Annotated in this window: 20 protein-coding genes and 1 pseudogene; all 21 read left to right on the top strand. The window is 31.4% G+C overall.

Features of this window, described 5'->3' with window-relative positions; all coding sequences use genetic code 11:
* Positions 1–36: 36 nt before the first annotated feature.
* Positions 37–930, top strand: coding sequence for a MerR family transcriptional regulator (locus ACQY1Q_RS01235; RefSeq protein WP_431003455.1), 894 nt, complete (start codon positions 37–39; stop codon positions 928–930).
* A 112-nt stretch (positions 931–1,042) separates the two neighbouring features.
* Positions 1,043–2,506 (top strand): phytoene desaturase family protein, encoded by a 1,464-nt coding sequence (locus ACQY1Q_RS01230; RefSeq protein ID WP_431003454.1) that lies wholly within the window; start codon positions 1,043–1,045, stop codon positions 2,504–2,506.
* Entirely contained in the window at positions 2,506–3,351 is an 846-nt protein-coding gene (locus ACQY1Q_RS01225) for a phytoene/squalene synthase family protein (protein WP_431003453.1), read from the top strand. Before ACQY1Q_RS01230 ends, ACQY1Q_RS01225 begins: the two co-directional genes overlap by 1 nt.
* Positions 3,352–3,368: 17 nt before the next feature.
* Positions 3,369–3,803 (top strand): hypothetical protein, encoded by a 435-nt coding sequence (locus ACQY1Q_RS01220; protein ID WP_431003452.1) that lies wholly within the window; start codon positions 3,369–3,371, stop codon positions 3,801–3,803.
* On the top strand, positions 3,800–4,249 hold the full coding sequence (locus ACQY1Q_RS01215; protein WP_431003451.1) for a sterol desaturase family protein: 450 nt from the start codon (positions 3,800–3,802) through the stop codon (positions 4,247–4,249). The genes ACQY1Q_RS01220 and ACQY1Q_RS01215 overlap by 4 nt, the downstream gene beginning before the upstream one ends.
* Positions 4,249–4,944, top strand: coding sequence for a lycopene cyclase domain-containing protein (locus ACQY1Q_RS01210; protein ID WP_431003450.1), 696 nt, complete (start codon positions 4,249–4,251; stop codon positions 4,942–4,944). The genes ACQY1Q_RS01215 and ACQY1Q_RS01210 overlap by 1 nt, the downstream gene beginning before the upstream one ends.
* Positions 4,928–5,410 (top strand): TspO/MBR family protein, encoded by a 483-nt coding sequence (locus tag ACQY1Q_RS01205; RefSeq protein WP_431003449.1) that lies wholly within the window; start codon positions 4,928–4,930, stop codon positions 5,408–5,410. Before ACQY1Q_RS01210 ends, ACQY1Q_RS01205 begins: the two co-directional genes overlap by 17 nt.
* A gap of 12 nt (positions 5,411–5,422) precedes the next feature.
* Positions 5,423–6,079, top strand: a complete 657-nt coding sequence (locus tag ACQY1Q_RS01200; RefSeq protein ID WP_431003448.1) for a TetR family transcriptional regulator C-terminal domain-containing protein — start codon at positions 5,423–5,425, stop codon at positions 6,077–6,079.
* Entirely contained in the window at positions 6,076–7,386 is a 1,311-nt protein-coding gene (locus ACQY1Q_RS01195; RefSeq protein WP_431003447.1) for an ABC1 kinase family protein, read from the top strand. The genes ACQY1Q_RS01200 and ACQY1Q_RS01195 overlap by 4 nt, the downstream gene beginning before the upstream one ends.
* 22 nt (positions 7,387–7,408) lie before the next feature.
* Positions 7,409–7,513 (top strand): annotated as a pseudogene (locus ACQY1Q_RS01190) (flavin oxidoreductase); the annotation flags it as partial.
* A gap of 65 nt (positions 7,514–7,578) precedes the next feature.
* Complete coding sequence (locus ACQY1Q_RS01185; protein WP_431003513.1) at positions 7,579–8,097, top strand: glutathione peroxidase; 519 nt, start codon at positions 7,579–7,581, stop codon at positions 8,095–8,097.
* Positions 8,098–8,580 (top strand): SRPBCC family protein, encoded by a 483-nt coding sequence (locus ACQY1Q_RS01180; protein ID WP_431003446.1) that lies wholly within the window; start codon positions 8,098–8,100, stop codon positions 8,578–8,580.
* Positions 8,570–9,856: a cryptochrome/photolyase family protein gene (locus ACQY1Q_RS01175; protein WP_431003445.1), complete on the top strand. Its 1,287-nt coding sequence runs from the start codon at positions 8,570–8,572 to the stop codon at positions 9,854–9,856. Before ACQY1Q_RS01180 ends, ACQY1Q_RS01175 begins: the two co-directional genes overlap by 11 nt.
* Positions 9,857–9,953: 97 nt before the next feature.
* On the top strand, positions 9,954–11,459 hold the full coding sequence (locus tag ACQY1Q_RS01170) for a pyridoxal phosphate-dependent decarboxylase family protein (protein ID WP_431003444.1): 1,506 nt from the start codon (positions 9,954–9,956) through the stop codon (positions 11,457–11,459).
* A gap of 1 nt (position 11,460) precedes the next feature.
* Positions 11,461–12,789 carry a lysine N(6)-hydroxylase/L-ornithine N(5)-oxygenase family protein gene (locus tag ACQY1Q_RS01165; RefSeq protein ID WP_431003443.1) on the top strand — a complete coding sequence of 443 codons (1,329 nt, stop codon included), beginning with the start codon at positions 11,461–11,463 and terminating at the stop codon, positions 12,787–12,789.
* Complete coding sequence (locus ACQY1Q_RS01160) at positions 12,789–13,958, top strand: MFS transporter (protein WP_431003442.1); 1,170 nt, start codon at positions 12,789–12,791, stop codon at positions 13,956–13,958. The genes ACQY1Q_RS01165 and ACQY1Q_RS01160 overlap by 1 nt, the downstream gene beginning before the upstream one ends.
* A gap of 2 nt (positions 13,959–13,960) precedes the next feature.
* Complete coding sequence (locus ACQY1Q_RS01155; protein WP_431003441.1) at positions 13,961–16,390, top strand: GNAT family N-acetyltransferase; 2,430 nt, start codon at positions 13,961–13,963, stop codon at positions 16,388–16,390.
* Positions 16,391–16,395: 5 nt separating this feature from the next.
* On the top strand, positions 16,396–16,980 hold the full coding sequence (locus ACQY1Q_RS01150) for a GNAT family N-acetyltransferase (RefSeq protein WP_431003440.1): 585 nt from the start codon (positions 16,396–16,398) through the stop codon (positions 16,978–16,980).
* Complete coding sequence (locus tag ACQY1Q_RS01145; protein WP_431003439.1) at positions 16,964–18,775, top strand: IucA/IucC family protein; 1,812 nt, start codon at positions 16,964–16,966, stop codon at positions 18,773–18,775. Before ACQY1Q_RS01150 ends, ACQY1Q_RS01145 begins: the two co-directional genes overlap by 17 nt.
* Positions 18,772–19,347, top strand: coding sequence for a nitroreductase family protein (locus ACQY1Q_RS01140; RefSeq protein ID WP_431003438.1), 576 nt, complete (start codon positions 18,772–18,774; stop codon positions 19,345–19,347). Before ACQY1Q_RS01145 ends, ACQY1Q_RS01140 begins: the two co-directional genes overlap by 4 nt.
* Entirely contained in the window at positions 19,344–20,501 is a 1,158-nt protein-coding gene (locus tag ACQY1Q_RS01135) for a heparan-alpha-glucosaminide N-acetyltransferase domain-containing protein (RefSeq protein WP_431003437.1), read from the top strand. The genes ACQY1Q_RS01140 and ACQY1Q_RS01135 overlap by 4 nt, the downstream gene beginning before the upstream one ends.
* The last annotated feature ends 152 nt before the right edge of the window (positions 20,502–20,653 follow it).

The following is a 20,653-nucleotide window of genomic DNA, read 5'->3' as shown; positions in this document are numbered from 1 at the left end:
AATAAATAGTATATTTGTTTAATAAAAATAAGGGGAATGTTAAACAATATAAAAAATACATTTACCATTAAAGATCTTGAAAATATTTCAGGAATAAAAGCTCATACCATAAGAATATGGGAAAAAAGATACAATCTGTTAGAACCTAAAAGAACAGATACAAATATTCGTTACTACTCATCAGAAAGTTTACAGAAATTACTAAATGTAGCTTTATTAAATAAGCACAACTATAAAATATCTAGAATTGCAGATATGTCTGATGAGCAGATTAAACTTACTGCAAGAGAACTTTCATATAAAATAGCGGTGAACGATGAAGCAATAAATTCGTTAAAATTAGCAATGCTTCAATTTGACAAAGTACTCTTTAATACCACATATCATGAATTGTTAAATAAAAAAACATTCAGAGAAGTTTTTAAAGAAATATTCATTCCTTTCTTAGAACACATAGGAATGTTATGGCAAACAGATACGTTAACACCCGCACATGAACATTTTATATCAAATTTAATAATTCAAAAACTGCATATTAATACAGAAAAACTTGAATACATAGCGACAAATAAAAAAGCAACCTATGTTTTATTTCTACCGGAAGGAGAAATACATGAAATAGGTTTGTTGTATTTAAATTATGAGTTAGTTTTAAGAGGGTATAAGACCGTTTATTTAGGACAAAGTTTACCGTTAGATAATCTATTTTACTTTGTAAAGAGTAATGAAACGATGATTTTTGTTAATTCTTTAACAATTAAACCCTATGATGAGAGTGTGGCTGAATATTTTGAGGAATTTAATTCAATTTTAAAAGGAACCAATCACAAGCTTGTTAGTATTGGCGCTAAAACCATATTGGTTAGTTTAGATAATTTTGAGTACGTTAAAACCTACCCATCCGTATTAAAGTTTTTGGAAGAATTTTAATAATATTACTTTTTGTTTAACTTTTATGTTTTAAAAATTAACAAAATCTTTAAAAGCGATTTGTAGTATCTATTGTTTTTTTGTTTAACTTTGTTTTAGTATGGTTAAACAAATGGATAAAATATCAATAATTGGCTCGGGGTTTTCATCACTGTCCGCTGCATGCTACATGGCAAAAGAAGGGTATGAAGTTACGGTATATGAGAAAAATAATACTCTTGGAGGAAGAGCTAGGCAGCTCTTATTAAACAACTTCATGTTTGATATGGGACCAACTTGGTATTGGATGCCGGATGTTTTTGAAAGCTTTTTTGCTGATTTTGGAAAAAAGCCTTCAGATTATTATAGATTAGAAAAACTATCTCCGGCATATCAGGTTTATTTTGGAAAAGAAGACGCGATTACAATACCTGATAATTTTAATGAAATTTGTGAAGTTTTTGAGAGTATAGAAAAAGGGAGTTCAAAGTATTTAATTAAGTTTATCAAATCGGCAGAAGGTAATTATGATATAGCCGTTAAAAATATGGTTTACAAGCCGGGAGTTTCTCCTTTAGAATTAGTAACTCCGGAAACAGCTGTAAGAGTAAATCAATTTTTTTCTACCATAAGAAAAGAGGTAAGAAAAAAAATTAAAAACACTAAGTTAATTCAAATACTTGAATTTCCTGTTTTGTTTTTAGGAGCTAAACCAAGTAATACCCCTGCATTTTATAATTTTATGAATTATGCAGATTTTTCGTTAGGTACTTGGCATCCGGTAGGGGGAATGTATAAAGTTGTTGAAGCCATGGTAAGCTTGGCTAGAGAATTAGGTGTTAATTTTATAACCAATGCGAATGTTAATAAAATTAATGTTGATGCCAACAATTATGTGAATACTATACAAGTAAATGGAAATGAAATAGCAACTGATTTAATATTAAGCGGTGCAGATTATCATCATACCGAAAGTTTATTACCGGAAAAACTAAGACAATATTCACAGAAATACTGGTCAAAAAAAATATTTGCACCTTCTTCTTTATTGTTTTACGTAGGCTTTAATAAAAAACTGATAAATGTGCATCATCATACATTGTTTTTTGATGCGGATTTTGATCAACATGCTAAAACAATATATGATACACCTAGTTGGCCTGATAATCCTTTGTTTTATGCTAGTTTTCCTTCAATAACAGATTCGTCTTTTGCTCCGGAAGGTAAAGAAGCCGGTACTTTTTTAATTCCGCTAGCTCCTGGAATAGAAGATACAGAAGAATTAAGAAATAAATATTTTGATATTATCATTGAAAGATTAGAAAGATTAACAAATCAAACGCTAAAAGATAGTATCATTTGTAAAGAAAGTTATTGTGTAAATAATTTTATTAAAGATTATAATTCATATAAAGGAAATGCTTACGGATTAGCCAATATATTAACCCAAACAGCTTTTCTTAGACCTAAAATAAAAAGTAGTAAAGTAAAAAATTTGTATTTTACTGGACAGTTAACGGTTCCGGGACCAGGGGTTCCACCTTCACTTATTTCAGGAAAAGTAGCATCAGAATTAATTTTAAAAACTCGTAAATAATGAAAGAATTGTTTGATCAGGTTTCCTACAATTGTAGCAAATTAGTTACACAAAAATATAGCACTTCTTTTTCTTTGGCTACAAAAATGCTTGCGCCGGAGATTAGACAAGCCATTTACAATGTATATGGTTTTGTTAGGTTTGCTGATGAAATAGTAGATTCATTTCATTTATATGATAAAGAAGCATTGCTATTACAGTTTGAAAAAAACTATTATTTAGGTAAGCACCAAAACATTAGTTTAAACCCTATACTAAATTCGTTTATACAAACAGTCAATAAATATAATATTGAAGACGAGCTTGTACAGGCTTTTTTAAAAAGTATGAAAGCTGATTTATATAAAAATAATTATAGCACACAAGAAGAGTATAATGAGTATATTTATGGTTCAGCAGATGTAGTTGGCTTAATGTGTTTACGTGTTTTTGTTAAAGGTGATGAAGATAAATATCAAGAGTTAAAAGAAGCTGCTATGAAGCTTGGATCCGCTTTTCAAAAAGTTAATTTTTTACGTGATTTAAAAGACGATTTTGAAATTTTAAATAGATCATATTTTCCAAATGTTAATTTGAAAGAATTAGATAATACGACTAAAAATCAAATTATTAATGAAATTGAAGCAGACTTTGATTTTGCTTACAGAAATGGAATTCTAAAACTACCGGTAGAAGCCAAATTTGGTGTATATATTGCATATAAATATTATAAAAGATTATTAAGAAAATTAAAATCGGTGCCTTCATCACAAATTATGGATACCAGAATTAGAATTTCAAACGGACTAAAATTAAGTCTGTTAATGAGAGGTTATGCCAGATATAAACTTAATTTATTAGAATAATATATTCCGTTTATAATATGAAGTTAATAGCAATTTTCTGGTTTTTATTTGGTAATAATATTAATGTTCCGGAGTATGTTATTGCTTATCACAGTGTTTCTTCAAAAGAACAAGAAAAAACATTTATCAATACGTATAAAGATTCAGAAAATATTAGTATTCAGGCTTATGTAGTCTCTTTGGAAATGAAACAAGCCAAATATGCTTTTTTTCCATGGAAAAAACTTTCTGTTTTTAATCAAGGGAAAAAAAAAATGGAGCAACTTATAAATAAGCATCCGGATAATGCAGATTTACGTTACGTTAGATTAGTTATTCAAGAAAATATACCGTCTCTATTAAATTACAAGAAAAATATAGAAGAAGACAAGAGCTTTTTAAAACAACGATTAGAAATAACTGATAGCTCAGACTATTTAGATTTTTATATAAAAAAGAATACATCTCTATGATTTTATTTATAATAATAACACTAGGAACATTTGTACTAATGGAAGGAGTAACATGGTGCACTCATAAATATGTTATGCATGGTTTTGGGTGGTTTTTACATGAAGACCATCATCAACCCGGATATCCGCATGTGTTTGAAAAAAATGATGCTTTTTTTGTAGTGTTTGCTATACCAAGTATGTTGCTGTTTTACTTTGGAATTAGACCAGAACTCAATTATATGTTTTTTATTGGTTTAGGAATATTGTTATATGGTTTAGCCTATTTTTTAATTCATGATGTGCTTATTCACAGAAGATTTAACTGGTTTAAAAACACACAAAACAGGTATTTAAGAGGGTTACGTAAAGCACATAAAATACATCATAAGCACTTAGGAAAAGAAGAAGGAGAGTGTTTCGGAATGTTGTTTGTTCCTTTTAAATATTATAAAAAAATACAATAATGAGTACCTATTTATATCTCATATTAAATCTGGGAAGTTTAAGTATACCTCTGCTGTACAGTATTTTTGAAAAGAAATTTCATTTTATACAATATATTAAAATAGCATTTATAAGTATTCTTTTGGTAGCTATACCATTTCTGGTTTGGGATGCTTTTTTTACTTCAATAGGAGTGTGGGGATTTAATTCTGATTACCATTTATCATTACTCATTTTAAACATGCCTATTGAAGAATGGATGTTCTTTTTTTGTATTCCTTATGCTTGTTTATTTACACATGAAGTTCTTAAATACTATTTTCCTAACTATAAACTATCAAAACAAAATACGATTATTATTTCTGTTTTCCTATTATTATTAACATCTACACTCTTAATTTTTAATATAGGAAAATGGTATACGACTGTCAATTTTGTGTGTTTTATATTGCTTATGGTATATAGTTTAAAAAAACAGGTAAAAGTATTACAAGAATATTTACCTAGCTTTTTAATCATATTAATTCCGTTTTTTATAGTAAATGGAGTGTTAACAGGAACCGGTATTGATAATCCGGTAGTTTGGTATAATGATAGCGAAAATATGGGAGTAAGACTTTTTACTATACCTTTTGAAGATATCTTTTATGCATTTAATATGCTGTTTTCTATTCAGCTATTGTTTAACTTTTTGAAAAATGAAAGCGATGTTTAATAAGCCTATAGTTAGATTTTTAGTATTTTTAATAGCCAATTTTTTAGCGCTTTATATAGGTGTTATTTTAATGAATAACGGACCTAAAACAGACTGGTATATTTCTTTAAATAAAGCTCCGTGGACTCCTCCTAATTGGTTGTTTGGTGTTGCTTGGACTTCGATAATGCTATTCTTTTCGATATATATGACAAGGCTAAGCTTTAAAACAAGAGAGTTCAATCGTAAACTATTATTTTTATATACCCTTCAGTGGCTATTGAATGTAAGTTGGAATTATATTTTTTTCAATCAGCATAAAACTTTTTTAGGGTTAGCGGTAATAGTAGCGCTTTGGTTGCTTATAGGCTACTTTACATTAAAATATTATAAAACACTTCGTTGGTATACGCTTTTTATTATACCTTATTTAATTTGGATGACTATTGCAACCAGTTTAAATGCTTACATAGTAATTAACAATTAAAATTTAAAAAAAATGACAAGAAAGAAAGAAATTACTGCAGAAAAAATAATGGAGTTGTATATGAATGAAGTGCTAACAAAAGACATCCCAAAATCTGTATATGCCTTTGCTAGTGAACATAAATTTGAAGAAAGTAAATTTTATGCTTTTTATAGTAGCTTTGAAACATTAGAAAAGCAAATATTTGCCACTTTTTGCTTGAAAACTATTGAATTACTCAATGCCGATCAAGAATATAAAACATACGATTCAAAAAATAAACTATTGAGTTTTTACTACACTTTTTTTGAACTACTTGCAGCAAATCGTTCCTATGTATTTTTAAAGCTTAAACAAAATAAAAATAAATTAGAATCTTTAAAACTCTTATCTGAGCTACGAAAAACGTACATACATTTTATTCAAAATGAGATACAAACAGAAGCTTTTGATTTTAAGAATGATAAAATTAACAAGTTTAGAGATAAAGGAATGTTAGAAGTAGCTTGGCTTCAATTAGTTTTTACGTTGCAATTTTGGTTAGAAGATGAATCTCAAAATTTTGAAAAGACAGATGTTTTTATTGAAAAATCAATAAAAGTAAGCTTTGATTTAAAAGATTTAACTCCGGTGCAAAGCGTTTTTGATTTTGCTAAGTTTTTGTGGAAAGAAAAAACAACAACTGTATGAAAAGTATAAATCGTATACCAACTTCTAAAATCGAACGTGCTTCTAAGCTAATTACTACAGGGTTAAAAGTTGGAGCAAATTATGCTAAATATTATGGAGAAAAAATTATAAAATCAGAAGAAGAAGCAAAAGAAAATCTTAATGAAGCAAATGCCACTGATATTTATGATGGTTTAAAAACATTAAAAGGCTCAGCATTAAAAGTTGCTCAAATGTTGAGTATGGAAAAAAATATATTACCCAAGGCCTACGTAGAAAAATTTTCACTATCACAATTTTCGGTTCCGCCATTATCTTCACCATTGGTTGTAAAAACTTTTAAAAAATACTTTAAAAAAGCACCTACAGAAGTATTTGACAGTTTCACTACTGAATCTGTAAATGCAGCAAGTATTGGGCAAGTACACCAAGCAACCAAAGAAGGAAAAAAGCTAGCTGTTAAAGTTCAATATCCCGGCGTTGCAGAAAGCATTACGTCAGATTTAGCAATGGTTAAACCTATTGCTATAAAAATGTTTAATATTAAAGGCGAAGGATCTGATGAATATTTTAAAGAGGTAGAAAATAAACTAATAGAAGAAACTAATTACGAATTAGAACTATTACAAAGCAAAGAAATAGCAGAAAAATGCCGTAAAATTCCTAATCTGAAATTTCCAAATTACTATCCGGAATATTCTTCTGAGAGAATATTAACAATGGATTGGATGGAAGGCTTGCATTTGTCTGAATTTGTAATGAAAAAGAACACTCAGAAAAACTTAAACAAATTAGGACAAGCCTTGTGGGATTTTTATATGTATCAAATGCATGTTCTTAAAAAAGTACATGCAGATCCTCATCCCGGTAACTTTTTAGTGTCTGAAAACCATGAGTTGATTGTGATTGATTTCGGCTGCATGAAAGAAGTTCCTGATAACTTTTATATTCCGTATTTTGAATTAGCTCAAAAAGAAAATATTAAAAACCCGCAACTTTTTGAGAAGAAACTCTATGAACTGGAAATTTTGAAATCTGATGATACTAAGGAAGAAAAACAATTTTTTAAAGAATTGTTTCATGAAATGCTATCATTATTTACCCAACCATTTCATCAAGAAGAATTTGACTTTTCAAACGAAGTATTCTTTGCTAAAATAGCAGATTTAGGTCAGAAATACTCTAAAAGTACAGAGCTTAAAAAGATGAACGGAAATAGAGGATCAAAACATTTTATTTATATAAACAGAACATTCTTTGGGTTGTATAATCTAATGCACGATTTGAAAGCACAAGACATAAAAATTAACAATTATGAAAGCTTATAATGTATTTTACTCAAGAACAATAAATACGTATGATAACATAAAAGAAACAGGATATTTTACCATCAATCATATTCATGAAGCTATTATAGAAGATACACATCACACTTCTGCAAAATATCCGGAAGAATGATTGATAAAAAAATAAAAAACAACAGAACTAAACAAATGAAACTAACTAAAATAATACTGATTATGTCTTTATTCAATCTTTCACTTAAAGCACAAACGGTGGAGCCTAATAAATCTATTTATGAGATAAAAATAAATGATATTAAAGGACAACCAATTGATTTAACTACATTTAAAGGTAAAAAAATACTGTTTGTTAATGTGGCTTCCAAATGCGGATTTACCGGACAATACAAAGGATTACAAGAGCTTTATGATAAACATAAAGACAATCTGATGATAATTGGAGTACCGTGCAATCAGTTTGGAGAGCAAGAACCGGGAACAGCTTCAGAAATTGAATCTTTTTGTGAACTTAACTACGGAGTAACATTTTTAATCACAGAAAAAGTAGATGTTAAAGGAGCAAATCAACATGAATTATATCAATGGCTTACTCAGAAAAAAGTTAACGGAAAATCAGATTCTTCTGTAAAATGGAACTTTCAAAAGTACCTGGTAGACGAGCAAGGAAGATTGATTGATTATTTTTACTCAACCACAAAACCTATGAGTTCAAAAATTTTAAAGTTATTAAAATAGATGAATTTTAAAAAACATTCAGGCATATATACCTTAACTACTGAACAAGTATTGAATATCAGTTTGGAAGAAGCTTGGGAGTTTTTTAATGCTCCTGAAAATCTACAAAAAATAACTCCGCCTCATATGGGGTTTAAGATAACTTCGGAAATTGATAAAAAAGCCTATGCCGGACAAATAATAACCTATAAAGTAGGCATTTTACCCGGAATAAAACAAAACTGGGTAACAGAGATAACTCAAGTAAAAACAAACTCATTTTTTATTGATGAACAACGATTTGGCCCTTATAAAATGTGGCATCATGAGCATTGGTTTTACGAACAACCGGATGGTAAAACAGTAATGAAAGATAAAATTTCATATAAAATTCCGTTTGGAATCCTAGGACATTTAGCTCAACAAGTTTTTATAAAAAAACAACTAACACACATTTTTAACCACCGATATTTAACTTTAGAAAGAATTTTTAATGAACAATAAAATTTCAGTTTTTTGGTTTCGAAGAGATTTACGTTTAGAAGATAACACCGCATTCTATCATGCACTAGCATCAGAAAAACCTGTTTTGCCAATCTTTATCTTTGACGATGAAATTTTAGAAAAACTACCTAAAAATGATGCCAGAGTAACCTTTATATACAATACACTTAAAACTATAGATGAAGAGTTGAAAAAAGTAGGAAGTTCCTTGTTAATTCTTAAAGGAAATCCTATAAATGTGTGGAAAAAATTGGTAGTTAATTATGAAATAGAGACTGTTTTTTTTAATAAAGATTATGAACCGTATGCAATAAAAAGAGATAAAGAGGTTGCAACATTTTTAACGGCTGAAGGAATCAATTGTAACGCTTATAAAGACCAGGTAATTTTTGAAGAAAATGAAGTACTGAAAAAAGACGGAACACCTTATACGGTGTACACGCCTTATAAAAACCAATGGCTGTCTCTATTCAAGTCAGGAAAAGATATTGTAATGCATGATTGTAAAGCCTACAAAACACAACTGCTGCAATATACCTTCAAATTTCCGGAATTATCTGAATTGGGATTTATAAAAAGTACAATACAAGTAAAACCCTATAATTTATTAGAGTTAGAAGCCTATAAAGAAGTAAGAGATTTTCCGGCATTGGATAAAACTTCCTACTTATCACCACATTTACGTTTCGGGCTGGTTAGTATTCGTCAAATGGTAATAAAAGCCCTAGAAACCAATGCAACTTTTTTAAGTGAATTAATATGGAGAGAGTTTTTTATGCAAATATTATATCACTTTCCCAAAGTAGTCACAGAAAACTTCAAAGAAAAATATAATGCTGTTGCATGGAGAAATAACGAACAAGAGTTTGAAAAATGGTGTAAAGGAGAAACAGGATACCCCATTGTTGATGCAGGAATGAGAGAACTGAATACTACAGGGTATATGCATAACAGAGTACGAATGATTACCGCCAGTTTTTTATGTAAACATTTATTGATTGATTGGAGGTGGGGAGAAGCCTATTTTGCTGAGAAGTTATTAGACTATGAATTAGCCTCTAACAATGGAAATTGGCAATGGGCAGCAAGTACTGGTTGTGATGCCGTTCCTTATTTTAGAATATTTAATCCTGCAGAACAACTTAAAAAGTTTGATAAAGATTTGATTTACACCAAAAAATGGGTGTCTGATTTAGATGAATTAGCATATCCTCAGCCTATGGTAGATCACAAGTTTGCCCGCGAACGAGCATTAAAAAGCTATAAAGAAGTATAAACGTTTAATCGCGTCATTTTTTACCACACTTTCGTCATTTTAGCATTTTATTCTGTCTTAATTTTGTTTTATAATTATTAAGACTAAATAAAAATAAATGTTTATAGACGAAACCCCCGTACTCGTTGATTTATCATTAAAAGATAATTTACTGCACGATAAGTCATTTGAAAAGCTTGAAGAATATACAGCATTAGTGTATCAAACCTTAAAAAAGTTCTTTACTCAAGAGAACTTTTATACTGGAGATGATATACAAAACATTAATCAGCATAAACTGGAAGCACAACTTGATGTAGAGCACACATACTCTTTTGAAGAAGCATTAGATTACTTAAATCATCTGTACATTAAAAACACCATAGCATTTCACAACCCTACGTATGTTGCTCATTTAAATTGTCCGGTAGTTGTTCCGGCTATCCTAGCTGAAACTATTGCCACTACCATAAACACAGCGGTAGAAACTTGGGATCAAAGCACCTCAGCAACTTTTATAGAACAATCTGTAATACGTTGGATTTGTAACGAGTTTTCACTTCCTCAGGAAGCAGACGGAGTTTTTACCAGTGGAGGCACACAATCTAATTTTATGGCATTGTTAATGGCAAGAGATCATTATGCATTTGCTAATTACGGAGTCAATATTAAACAACATGGATGGTTTGAAGAGGTAAGTAAGTTCAGAATATTTTGCTCAGAAAAAGCACATTTCAGTATTAAAAAGAATGCAGCTTTATTAGGAATGGGGTATGACGCTGTAATACCGATAAAAACAGATAGTAAAATGCGTTTAGATGCCAATGAACTTGTATTGGCTATTGAAAGAGTAAAACAAGAAGGAAACATTCCTATTGCGGTAGTGGCTACTTTAGGAACTACAGATTACGGAAGTTTTGATCCTTTAGATACCATCACCACAATTGCCAAAGAATATGGTATGTGGTTACATGCAGATGGTGCCTACGGAGGTTGTTTTGTACTAACAGACAGTCATAAAAAATATTTTGAGCATATTGATAAAGTGGATTCTATTACCATAGATTTTCATAAAACAATGTTTCAGCCGGTATGCTGTAGTGCCTTTTTGTTAAAGAATAAGCAGCATTTTCAATATGTATCGTATTATGCAGATTATCTGAATCCTTTTGAAGATAAAGATCCGGAACGTCCTAATTTAATAGAAAAGTCAATTCAAACTACCCGAAGGTTTGATGCTTTAAAAGTATGGTTTACCCTAAAAACACTTGGTAAAAATACCATTGCTTCCTATTTAGAAGAAGTACACTATTTAGCCAAAGCTGTTTACGAACACTTGGCTTCAGATACTGCTTTTGAAGTAGTGCATGAACCGGAATTGAGTACTGTTGTTTTTAGATATAAATCAGTAGGTGTAAAAGAAAATAAACTTCACGATAGAATTAACTTACATATCAAAAACGCATTGTTTAAATCGGGTAAAGCCTCGGTAGCAAGTACCAAACTCAATGGAATCACGTATTTAAAATTTACCTTATTAAATCCGAATACAACAAAAGAACATCTCTTTGAGATTATAAACATGATTAAACAACAAGGAGAACAGTATAATACATATAATTAAGATGGAACACAATAGTACAGATTTTATAGCAATAGGAGTAGGACCGTTTAATTTAGGGTTGGCATGTTTAACAGCTCCTATAAAAGATCTCAATGGTATTTTTTTAGATAAACGAGAAAAATTTGATTGGCATCCGGGCATGATGTTACAAAATACCACATTACAAATACCGTTTATGGCAGATTTGGTAACCTTAGCTGATCCAACAAGCCCTTTTAGTTTTTTAAATTTTAGTAAAGAAAGCGGAAGAATTTATTCATTTTATATAAGAGAAAACTTCTTATTACTTCGTAATGAATATAATAAATACTGCCAGTGGGCAATAGAAAAGTTACCTAACATCTATTTTAATACAGAGGTTAAAAACATTCATTTTAATGAAGAAGAAAAACGATATATAGTTAGCTGTATTTGTACCAAAACAAAAGAGGTTAAAATATATAAGACTAAAAAAATCATCTTAGGTACAGGTACCGTACCGTATGTACCTGCCAGTGCTAACCATATTAAAACACAAGCTGTTCACTCATCAGCGTATTTATATCATAAAGAGGAGTTACAAAATAAAAAATCGATTACTATTGTAGGTAGCGGACAAAGTGCTGCTGAAATTTTTTACGACTTACTTCAAGACATTGATACCAAGAATTACGAATTGAATTGGATAACCAGGTCCCCCAGATTTTTCCCGTTAGAATATTCTAAATTAACGTTAGAAATGACTTCCCCTGAGTATGTCGATTATTTTTACAACTTACCTCCCGAAAAAAGAGATGAATTAATTAAAAACCAAAAACATCTTTATAAAGGAGTTAATCAAAATTTGATTAATGACATTCACGAATTACTGTATACTAAGCAGTCGTATGCAAAAGAACCTTTAAAAGTATCGTTACGAACCAATACGGAATTAATCAATAGTTCATCTAATACTCATGAAATTACGTTGAACTTACACCAAGTTGAAGAAGATAAATACTTTAATAAAACAACAGAGGGTGTTGTTTTATGTACAGGATATCATTATAAAATGCCTGCGTTTATTGAAGAGGTATCAGACAGAATTATTTGGGATTATAAAGGGCGTTATGATGTACAGAGAAATTATACGATAGACAAGAACAGAAATGAAATTTTTGTTCAAAATGTAGAGCTGCATACTCATGGATTTGTAACCCCTGATTTAGGAATGGCTTGTTATAGAAACTCCTATATTATAAAGGAATTAACAGGAAAAGAATACTATCCGATAGAAAAAAGCATTGCATTTCAACAGTTTGGGGTTTGTGAAGATGAAGAAGTATTACAAAGATCAAAAGTAGTAGGATAATGAAGTTAAAATCATTTCTAATACTCATGACCTTTATAGCTGTGGTAAGCGATTATTTGTTACACCCATTCTATCCTCAGTTCTTTGAACTGAGGTTTGGAATGACCAATCCAAAAAATGTAGGCTATTATTTTGCAGCCTTATGTTTTATGGTAATGATTGCTTTTCCTTTTTGGGCTTATGTATCTATAAAGGTAGCTGAGTTACAAATTCTTATTTACACACAAGCAATTGCCGGAGTTTTAGCATTGTATTGTTACCATACTAATTCCCACCTTAATTTTTGGATACTATCACTCTTAATGGTATTTTTTAAAGGAAGCTATTTATTAGTATATCCGTACATTTTAAAAATAATAGATAAAAAAGAGCATACACAAACCATTGCTTTTTTATCTGTAGTGGTACATCTCGGAGGCATATTAGGAGCAGTTATAGGTGGAGTTACTGTTGATTTTATAAACCCAAGTTCCATATTTATAATCATGGCTTTGGGTGATTTTTTACAAATGTTAGTTAGCGGGTATTTGCTAAAAAGTAAAAAATACGATACCACTCCCATACGAATGGCTAACGATTCTATAAAAAGTACAACCCCTAAAAACTTTATCCTTAAAATAGGAACTCTCACTCTTATTTTATATTTCAGTGATTTTTTAATCCGCCCTTTTTTCTCTTTGTATTGGGAAAATGTTTCAATCTATAATTCTAAATTGGTCTCAGGAGCTATCTATGCTATTCCCGGTTTTGTTGCGGTAGTAGCATTATGGATTCAAAATCAACGAAAAGCAGAAGGTTCAGAAGGAATTATAACCGCTTTACTAATAGGAGTAGTGGGATTAACATTACAAGGAATTCCACATGATAGCACTATTATCATAGGAAGAATTATATACGGTTGGGCTATTTTTCAAGGAGTGGTAAAGTTTGATGTTTTAGTATTTGAGTTAAGCTCACCGGAATCGTATGCGATAGATTACAGTAAGGTACATTTTTTTCAAAACTTAGGTGTACTGTTAGCTTCATTAAATGTAGGCATATTAGTAGAAGCTTACGGTTTAAACATGCCTTTTGGAGTTGCTTGTATAGGGTTTTTAGGAACGATACTACTGTACTTTCTGATTTTTAAATTCTCTGTGGTTTCCAAGCAAATACCCAAAACATCCTAACCATGAAAGAAGAAACAACAATATTTAGCAAAACATATCCAAACTTTGGAACTGTAGGTATTCGATTGTTTGATATAAAAAAAGACAGCGTAGTGCTGCACCGTTGGGTAAATCAGGAATATGCTGTGTTTTGGGGGATGCAAAACATGACTTTATCAGAAGTAAAAAATGAGTATATACAACTTACGAAACCTGAACATTACCAAGTTTTTGTAGGTATGTATAATAACGAACCTGCATTTGTTTTAGAACAGTATCAGCCTCAACAAGATATATTACAACACTATTATAATACAAAACCTTCAGATTGTGGTGTGCATATTATAGTAGCTCCCCCTAAATCCCTTAAAATACCTAACTATACTTGGTTTATGTTTCAAAGCATTATGGATTTCATTTTTACGGATGAATCCATTCAGCGAATTGTAGTAGAACCGGATATTAGAAACAAAAAGATGTTTGCTTTATGCCAACGGATAGGTTTTAACTTAGATAAAGTTATAGAACTCCCCCATAAAACCGCACAGTTGGCTTTTTTAAACAGAGAAACACACAAACAAAACACTCCCATTATTTCACCCCTAAAACGTAGCCTTATGAATACACTGGATACTATGGTATCTCCACAGCAATCAGTTCAACATATACAGCCCGAGACATGGCAAAAAGCAACTATTCAATTAATAAAAAAAGCATTGAGCGAGTTTTCTCATGAACGGCTTATAACCCCTACAGTAATTAAACCACTCAATAACGATTGGTATGTATATGAGGTAGTTGCAGACGATTCTCAAATTACTTATCAATTTGAAGCGAAAATACTTCCTCTGGAGCATTTTATGATAAAAGAAGCTACAATAAAAAAGGTAGTACAAGGAAAGGACGCGACAATAGATGCTCTTGTATTTTTTCAGGAGTTTAGAAATACTTTAGGAATTGACCAGGCAAAATTGCCGGTGTATTTGGAAGAAATCATCAGTACACTATATAGCAGTGCTTTTAAAATGATGAAAGGAAACCCTAAAGCAAAGGAATTAGCTGTGGCAGATTTTCAAACGGTTGAACAATCTATGACAGAAGGGCATCCGGGCTTTGTAGCCAATAACGGACGCATTGGTTTTGATAGTAGCGATTACCGATCGTATGCTCCTGAAGCAGGAAATTCATTTTCATTACTTTGGTTGGCAGGGCATAAATCAAAAGCAGTATATGCAGCTATTGATAGTTTACCTTATAAAACATTATTACATCAAGAATTAGATAAAGAAACCATTGAGCAATTTAACGAGGTTATCAATAAAAAAGGATGCCAACCGGACGACTATCTGTTTATTCCTATTCATCCGTGGCAATGGTTTAATAAACTGGCTCTGGTTTTTGCCCCGGAAATAGCAAAAGGAGATTTAATCTGCTTGGGTTACGGTCCTGATCAGTACTTGGCACAACAATCTATCAGAACACTTTTTAACAATAGCCATCCCAATAAGTTCTATACAAAATCAGCTCTATCTATTTTAAACATGGGATTTATGAGAGGCTTACCCTTGTATTACTTAGGTACTGCTCCTAAAATGGCTGTTTGGTTAGAAAACTTATTGTATCAAGATGCTTTTATACAAAAAACAGGCTTTAAAATGCTAAGTGAAATAGGATCGGTAAGTTATGTAAATCCATATTTTAAAGAATTCGGACCTCATAATGATTATAACAAAATGCTAGCTTCACTTTGGAGAGAAAGTCCGTATTCAAAAATAACAAAAGAGCAAAAGCCTATAACCATGGCTGCATTATTACATATAGATGATGAAGGCAATGCGTTGTTACCGGAGTTGATTAAAAGTTCCGGACTTACTGCAGAAAATTGGATACAAGATTATTTAAAAGCCTATTTAACTCCGTTAATGCACTGCTTTTATCAATACGATTTAGTGTTTATGCCCCATGGTGAAAATAGTATTTTGGTATTAGAAAATAACCAACCGATTTCTATTTTACTGAAAGATATTACAGAAGAAGCCGCTATTTTAAATGCTGATAGAAGTTTACCCGAAGCGCTAAAACGTATGTATGCAGAAGTACCGGAAAACGTAAAATTACTTTCAATCTTTACCGATATTTTTGACGGTTTCTTCAGGTACTTAACCGTAATTCTGGAAGAGCATACCGAGTTATCAGCACAAGACTTTTGGAAATTAGTGGCCACTGTTATTAAAGAATATCAACAACAATTTCCGGAGTTAACAGATAAGTTTGCAACCTACGATGTATTTGCAAATACCTTTAAACTATCATGCTTAAATCGTTTACAGTTACATAATAACAAGCAAATGATCGATTTAGATGATCCGGTAGCTTTACTACAATTTGCCGGAGATATCAAAAATCCGATAGCTGTTTTTAAAAATCAACCTCAATTAGAAAACGTGTTATGACCAGTATGATAGAACAGCTATTATTTAGTAAGAAGATACCCGGTATAGGTACTATTTCTATTCGCCCTATACAGTTAAAAAAAGATATAACAACAGTTTTTAAATGGATAACTCAGCCCTATGCCAAATATTGGGGAATGTTAGAGTTTACCCAAGATGAACTTTATGAAGCGTATAATACCATTGAGAAAAATCCGTACCATCATACCTATATAGGAATGCTTAATGATGAACCTATATTTTTAATGGAACGTTACAAAGTTACAGAAGATGGTTTGGCAAGCCATTACCCGGCGCAATTAAACGATTATGGGATGCACATTTTGGTAGCTCCTGCCCAAAAACGAATTCCGCAATTTACCTGGCATGTATTTTCAACTGTTATGGAATACTTTTTTAGTCTTCCGTATGTAAACCGAGTAGTTGTAGAACCCGATGTAAACAACAGTAAAATTCATGTATTAAATAAAAGAGCCGGATTTATATATGAAAAAGAAATACAACTTCCGCATAAAATAGCTGCATTGGCTATTTGTACTAAAGAAAATTATCAAAAAGCATTACAAAACAAGCATGAAACAAACATATAAACAAACTACATGGAAGTATGTAAATAAAAAACTGGTAGCCAAGGCTATTAGCGAGTTCTCTCATGAAAACATAATACACCCTCAAAAAGAAAACAATGAAAAAGAGGGATGGAAAACCTATACGCTTGTTACAGATACTAACGAGGCTACGTATTGGTTTAGTGCTAAAAAATATAAGTTAGACCATTGGTACGTAGATGCTGCCAGTCTTAAAAAGATTAAAAACCATCAGGAAGAAACTATTGATGCATTGACCTTTATTACGGAATTTAGAAAAACATTACAGATACCCGATGAGTTTTTAGCTACGTATTTAGAGGAAATTACCAGTACTTTAATGAGTGCAGCGTATAAATATGAACAAGAACAATTTACGTCAGCAACCTTGGCGCGCAAAGATTTTCAAGATATAGAGCATGCCATGACTGAGGGACACCCTTGTTTTGTAGCTAACAATGGTAGAATAGGGTTTACTATTAAAGATTATTATGTGTATGCACCGGAAACAAACCATCCGTTTAAAATTTATTGGATTGCTGCACATAAAAAGTATGCCACCTATACCGCTATTAAAGAGTTTGATTATACCGGTTTATTGCAAAATGAACTGGGAACTCAAACAATAAGCACATTTAATCAAGTTGTAAAAGAAAAAAACTGTAACGAGGCAGATTATGTGTTTATGCCCGTTCATCCTTGGCAATGGAACACTAAACTTGTTCATGTTTTTGCTGCGGACATAGCTAATAACAACCTGATATTTTTAGGAGAAAGTAACGATGCCTATTCCGCACAACAATCTATCCGAACCCTTTTTAATACAACACAACCACATAAGTTATATGTAAAAACAGCACTGTCTATTTTAAACATGGGATTTGTCAGAGGGCTATCGCCATACTATATGCAAAGCACGCCCCATATTACTCAATGGGTTAATACACTGTTAAATACAGATGCCTACTTAAAAAAGACCGGGTTTACCATGTTAAGTGAAGTAGCAACCGTAGGGTATCACAATCACTATTACGAAGCATTGGGTAAAACAAATCCGCATAACAAAATGCTATCAGCTTTGTGGAGAGAAAGTCCGTTTACTAAAATTAAATCCGGACAAACTGTGGCAACCATGGCAGCATTGCTTCATATAGATAAGAACAATACAGCATTGTTAGCAGAATTTATAAAGGCATCGCCTTATGATACTCAAACATGGATTAAAAAATACCTGCAGGCTTATTTAAGTCCGTTACTACACTGTTTTTATCAGTACGAATTAGTGTTTATGCCTCATGGCGAAAATATTTTACTGGTTATGGAGAATTATGCTCCGGTAGCTATTTTAATGAAAGATATAACAGAAGAAGTAGTTGTTTTTAATGAAACCATGGAGTTACCTGAGCATGCTAAAAGATTGTTTACAAAAGCCTCAGATACAATGAAAGTCCTTGCCATTTTTACAGATGTATTTGATTGTATTTTCAGGTTCATCAGTCAAATTTTAGATATGCACGCGGCATTTTCAGAAGAAAACTTTTGGCACTTAGTAGCTAATTGCATTATAGAATATCAAAAAGAACATCCGGAGTTACGTGAAAAATATGAACGATATAATCTTTTTACTTCAGAATTTGACAAGTGTTGTTTAAATAAATTACAGCTATTAAATACAAAGCAAATGCTGGATTTAACAAACCCTATTGAAAGTTTACAATTACAAGGCATGTTAAAAAACCCGATAGCCAAGTATGCCCCGCAAATAAACAAAGTAACTACGGTAACAACAGTATCATGAACATAAATGATTTAAGTACCATAATACGAGAAAGAAAAACCTATTATGCGTTTGATTATACGGAAGAAGACATACCGGATGAGCTTATCAATACTATTATAACCAATGCAATTTGGGCACCTACTCATAAGTTAACTCAACCTTGGAGGTTTATTGTTTTAGCAGGAAAGCATAAAGAAAAAATAGGTGAGTACATGGCAGATTATTACAGAACCATGTATTCAGAAGAAGAATTTTCAGAGGAACGCTATTCAGAAACTAAAAACTATGCCCTTAATGCCACTTTAATAGCCATTGTATTTACACCAAGTAAAAAACTACCGGAATGGGAAGAAATAGCCGCTATATCTTGTGCTGTACAAAATATGTGGTTAAGCTGTACAGCACTTAATATAGGTGGTTACTGGGATACAGGACGTGCAACAATAGAGTATGTAAACAATACTATAGCATTGGCTACAGAAGAAAAATGTTTAGGCATTTTTTACATGGGTTTTTTAAAAAAGAACCTTCAGCAAAGAAGCAGAAGAAGAAAACCCTTAGCTAAAAAACTAAGTAAGCATATACTATGAGTACACGATTATTGAACAGAGTAGAAGCTATTGATATTGCCAGAGGAATAGCGGTATTCTTTATTCCGATGGCTCATGTACTATTACTATATGGTAGTACATCAACACAAGAAGAAAGCTGGCTAGGAATTATAGGTCATTTTTTTGGTAAATGGGCAGGAGTATTTTTAATAGCTATGGGGTTTTCATATACACTATCTAAAAGAAATACAATAACATCATCTATACAAAGAGGAGCGTATATTTTATTGATAGGATATGTAATGAATTTCTTAAAATTTGTACCGCTGACTGTTTTAGGATTGCTACCGGAAAATTTTGTAAAAGCTTATGGATGGAGTCTGCCATTAAATACTAACCATATCCTATATATGGTATTAACCGGTGATATTTTACAACTAACAGGGCTGTGTTTATGCTTTATGGGAGTTATTCATGCCTATGCAAAGAAACGTAAAGAATTTACCTTATTACTAGCTGTATGCATGCTAGTACTTACTAACTATGTAAGAGGATATCACACAGGCGTGGGCGGAGTAGATTATTTATTGGATATACTTTGGGGAAAAGATTGGAATGTATACTTCCCGGTTTTTCCTTGGTTCGGATTTATTTTAACCGGAATGTTTTTTGGTTATGTATATAATGAGCATGACAAGAATATAAAAGAAACGTTTCATAAAATAATACGATATGGGAGTATCGTAGCTTTGATAGGAGGATGGCTTTGTTATGACAATTATGAATTGCACATGAACGATTATTTTCACTTAGGAGTTGGTGGCTTTCTATTTCTTTTAGGAATCAATTTAGTATTTTTTTGGCTAGCCCAACAACTATACGAAAACGTAAAATTAGGCAAAGTAATGGCAGTATTACAATACTGTAGCCGTAACATAACTTCAATGTATGTTATACAATGGGTACTAATTTGCTGGGGAATGGCCGTTTTAGGATATAAGAATAAAACACCCTATGAAGTACTAATATGGGGAATTGTATTTACAGGAGCAACCCTGGGAGTACAAAAATTAATAGAGACTATTCAGTTTAAAAAAAGAATAAGGCAACTTTTTGGAATTATAACGGTAACCTATAAAAAAATGCTTACTAAAGTAAATGAAAGAAAATCAAGAAGTACCATCGGGTTTTAAGAGCCAAACTTCAGAAGAATAACAGTCATTTCTATTAAAAAAACGTTCGTTTTACAGGGTAAAAAAGAAGGAGTTTTTATGGTTTTGTAATCACTTAAAATACAGTAGGTTATAGAGGTTTAAAAAAGATGCTTATCTTTTTATAAAAAGGT

The sequence above is a fragment of the Tenacibaculum sp. TC6 genome (assembly GCF_050606265.1).
Taxonomy (GTDB): Bacteria; Bacteroidota; Bacteroidia; order Flavobacteriales; family Flavobacteriaceae; genus Polaribacter.
Note: the sequence above shows the minus strand (reverse complement) of the source record. Positions and strands in the feature narration are given on the sequence as shown.

Excerpts from the sequence above, each read along its gene's own strand:
- ACQY1Q_RS01185 (WP_431003513.1), top strand. The coding sequence starts at position 7,579 with ATGTCTTTATTCAATCTTTCACTTAAAGCACAAACGGTGGAGCCTAAT.
- ACQY1Q_RS01135 (WP_431003437.1), top strand. The coding sequence starts at position 19,344 with ATGAGTACACGATTATTGAACAGAGTAGAAGCTATTGATATTGCCAGA.
- ACQY1Q_RS01180 (WP_431003446.1), top strand. The coding sequence starts at position 8,098 with ATGAATTTTAAAAAACATTCAGGCATATATACCTTAACTACTGAACAA.
- ACQY1Q_RS01170 (WP_431003444.1), top strand. The coding sequence starts at position 9,954 with ATGTTTATAGACGAAACCCCCGTACTCGTTGATTTATCATTAAAAGAT.
- ACQY1Q_RS01215 (WP_431003451.1), top strand. The coding sequence starts at position 3,800 with ATGATTTTATTTATAATAATAACACTAGGAACATTTGTACTAATGGAA.
- ACQY1Q_RS01220 (WP_431003452.1), top strand. The coding sequence starts at position 3,369 with ATGAAGTTAATAGCAATTTTCTGGTTTTTATTTGGTAATAATATTAAT.
- ACQY1Q_RS01145 (WP_431003439.1), top strand. The coding sequence starts at position 16,964 with ATGAAACAAACATATAAACAAACTACATGGAAGTATGTAAATAAAAAA.
- ACQY1Q_RS01210 (WP_431003450.1), top strand. The coding sequence starts at position 4,249 with ATGAGTACCTATTTATATCTCATATTAAATCTGGGAAGTTTAAGTATA.
- ACQY1Q_RS01155 (WP_431003441.1), top strand. The coding sequence starts at position 13,961 with ATGAAAGAAGAAACAACAATATTTAGCAAAACATATCCAAACTTTGGA.
- ACQY1Q_RS01160 (WP_431003442.1), top strand. The coding sequence starts at position 12,789 with ATGAAGTTAAAATCATTTCTAATACTCATGACCTTTATAGCTGTGGTA.
- ACQY1Q_RS01140 (WP_431003438.1), top strand. The coding sequence starts at position 18,772 with ATGAACATAAATGATTTAAGTACCATAATACGAGAAAGAAAAACCTAT.
- ACQY1Q_RS01150 (WP_431003440.1), top strand. The coding sequence starts at position 16,396 with ATGATAGAACAGCTATTATTTAGTAAGAAGATACCCGGTATAGGTACT.
- ACQY1Q_RS01175 (WP_431003445.1), top strand. The coding sequence starts at position 8,570 with ATGAACAATAAAATTTCAGTTTTTTGGTTTCGAAGAGATTTACGTTTA.
- ACQY1Q_RS01200 (WP_431003448.1), top strand. The coding sequence starts at position 5,423 with ATGACAAGAAAGAAAGAAATTACTGCAGAAAAAATAATGGAGTTGTAT.
- ACQY1Q_RS01195 (WP_431003447.1), top strand. The coding sequence starts at position 6,076 with ATGAAAAGTATAAATCGTATACCAACTTCTAAAATCGAACGTGCTTCT.
- ACQY1Q_RS01230 (WP_431003454.1), top strand. The coding sequence starts at position 1,043 with ATGGATAAAATATCAATAATTGGCTCGGGGTTTTCATCACTGTCCGCT.
- ACQY1Q_RS01165 (WP_431003443.1), top strand. The coding sequence starts at position 11,461 with ATGGAACACAATAGTACAGATTTTATAGCAATAGGAGTAGGACCGTTT.
- ACQY1Q_RS01235 (WP_431003455.1), top strand. The coding sequence starts at position 37 with ATGTTAAACAATATAAAAAATACATTTACCATTAAAGATCTTGAAAAT.
- ACQY1Q_RS01225 (WP_431003453.1), top strand. The coding sequence starts at position 2,506 with ATGAAAGAATTGTTTGATCAGGTTTCCTACAATTGTAGCAAATTAGTT.
- ACQY1Q_RS01205 (WP_431003449.1), top strand. The coding sequence starts at position 4,928 with ATGAAAGCGATGTTTAATAAGCCTATAGTTAGATTTTTAGTATTTTTA.